Source organism: Lachnoclostridium sp. (assembly GCF_031997925.1).
Lineage (GTDB): Bacteria > Bacillota > Clostridia > Lachnospirales > Lachnospiraceae > Lachnoclostridium.
Genome location: NZ_DAMADT010000040.1, coordinates 35,839 through 38,218, shown reverse-complemented (window position 1 = coordinate 38,218; position 2,380 = coordinate 35,839). Strand labels below are relative to the sequence as shown.

Sequence of the window (2,380 nt, the reverse complement as noted above, 5' to 3'; positions counted from 1 at the left end):
ATAGGTCGAGGGCTTAACCTAAAAGGTTTGTTTAAAAAAATTCAATGTGAAGTAATTAAAGAAAATAGAAGTTTTAATAGTAAAAAATAAGAAGATTTCTTGTTTTTTGCTATTTTTTATTTAAGATTAACATTACTACGGATAAATCAGAGGGAACTGTGGATAACAGTTTCTTTTTTTGATTGAGTTGTGGATAAATCTTTACATAATTTTTACCTAAAGTTAACGTATAATTGATTGATTTCATATAGAAATCATGTATAGTTAATAGATACTTTTTAAGAACAGGAGATTGGTATGAAGACTTGCGCTAGAATCGACGAGAAACTTTTATTTCAGTTGTTTAAAAAACGCAGTAATGCTATGGATTGGTTTATGTGTTTTATTACTTCCCTAGGGAACTGTTCTAAGATATGGATCGTGTTTTCTCTGTATTATTGGATTTCTAAGGAACGCCAAATAACGAAAGGAATATTGCTATCGCTACTGTTAACTATAATCGGTAACAATCTTATTATAAAGTCTCTTTGCATGAGAAAGCGTCCCTGTGATAAATATAAAGATATTAAAATGTTAATTAAAAGGCCAATTGGATCCTCGTTTCCATCTGGTCATGCTGCGACTTCATTTGCATGTGCGATGTCAATTGTAGCTTATGACTTAAGATTTGGAAGTATTGCACTGGTATTAGCAACTCTGATAGCAATTTCAAGGGTATATTTATTTGTACATTTTCCATCCGATGTGTTAGCAGGGATATTATCGGGAATTACTTTCGGGTTAATAGGTATTAGAATATTATAAGAATCATAATTTCGATTAGTATTTAATAATAAAGCAAATAACTATCTGGGTTTATGTATGGGTAAAACTTTAATAATTAGTATTAAAAATTATATAGTAAGATTAAAAAAAGGTATATCAAAAAGGCTTTGCAGATCTTTGATATGCCTTAGTTTTTTTAACTAGGTTACAAATACGTTTGCAAGTCAAAGGGGAAAGAGTTCAGATTATTAACGAAGGTCCCATAATTAATGCAAGTAATTTTACCAAGAACATCGAGTAATAAGATTTGGATTGGGGGAGGATGCGCGTAGTGTACTTAAAATAGAGATTCCTTTTACAGTAGAATAAATTAAGTAATTACTGTAAGGTGTGATAGGCTTTATATTGAATCTACCAATAAATGTTATAGTAAGATATCCTATAAAATAGATAGCATTAAAATTAAAATATGTTATAATTAAAAAATGGTATATCAGGAAGACTTTGTAGAGCTTCTTGATATACCATTGATTTTATATCAAGGCTACAAGATTTCAGATAAAGTTATTGACTAAAATTTGACATAGTCTTATAATGTAGTGTATTAAAGTGATGCAGTATAACAATAGCAAAGCTTTGAATGGCTGATAATAGGTTAAAAGAATCTTTATCACAAATTGTTCTAGGCATAAAGCATGTGTCATAGCATGACTTATTAGAAGTTGTGATAAAGAAGTAGACTTTCGCCAAAGTGTTAGGATAATGTGTCGTAGGATTAAGGAGGATTTTCAAATGGGTAGAGTTTATAATTTTTCAGCTGGACCAGCTGTTTTACCAGAAGAGGTGTTAAAAGAAGCCGCAGAAGAGATGCTTGATTATAACGGAACAGGGATGTCTGTTATGGAGATGAGCCATCGTTCTAAGGATTATGAAGCAATCATAAATACTGCTGAACAAGATTTACGTGATTTAATGAATATTCCAGAAAACTATAAGGTGCTTTTCTTACAGGGTGGTGCTTCTTCACAATTTGCTATGATACCAATGAATTTAATGAAAAATAAAGTAGCAGATTATATTATTACGGGGCAATGGGCTAAGAAAGCTTATCAGGAAGCAAAATTATATGGTACAGCAAATGCGGTTGCTTCTTCTGCTGATAAGACATTTTCCTATATTCCAGATTGTTCCGATCTTCCTATTAGTGAGAATGCTGACTATGTTTACATATGTGAGAACAATACTATATATGGAACAAAGTTTAAGACACTTCCAAATACCAAAGGAAAAACATTGGTAGCTGACGTATCATCTTGCTTTTTATCAGAGCCAGTAGATGTTACGAAGTATGGTTTAATCTATGGTGGTGTTCAGAAGAATATTGGACCAGCTGGCGTTGTTATTGTAATTATTCGTGAAGACTTAATTACAGAGGAGACCCTACCAGGAACACCTACGATGTTCCAATATAAAATCCATGTTGATAACCAATCTATGTATAATACACCACCTGCATATGGTATTTACATCTGTGGGAAAGTATTTAAGTGGCTTAAGAAAATGGGCGGCCTTGAGGCAATGAAGGTTCATAATGAGAAGAAAGCACAGATTTTAT

Annotated in this window: 1 protein-coding gene and 1 pseudogene; both read left to right on the top strand. The window is 31.9% G+C overall.

What is annotated here, in order from left to right:
• Window positions 1-297 precede the first annotated feature (297 nt).
• Window positions 298-804: a phosphatase PAP2 family protein gene (locus RTP52_RS18320; RefSeq protein ID WP_312372824.1), complete on the top strand. Its 507-nt coding sequence runs from the start codon at window positions 298-300 to the stop codon at window positions 802-804.
• Window positions 805-1,557: 753 nt separating this feature from the next.
• Window positions 1,558-2,380, top strand: a pseudogene (gene serC / locus RTP52_RS18315) (3-phosphoserine/phosphohydroxythreonine transaminase); the annotation flags it as partial.

Excerpts from the sequence above, each read along its gene's own strand:
- RTP52_RS18320 (WP_312372824.1), top strand. The coding sequence starts at position 298 with ATGAAGACTTGCGCTAGAATCGACGAGAAACTTTTATTTCAGTTGTTT.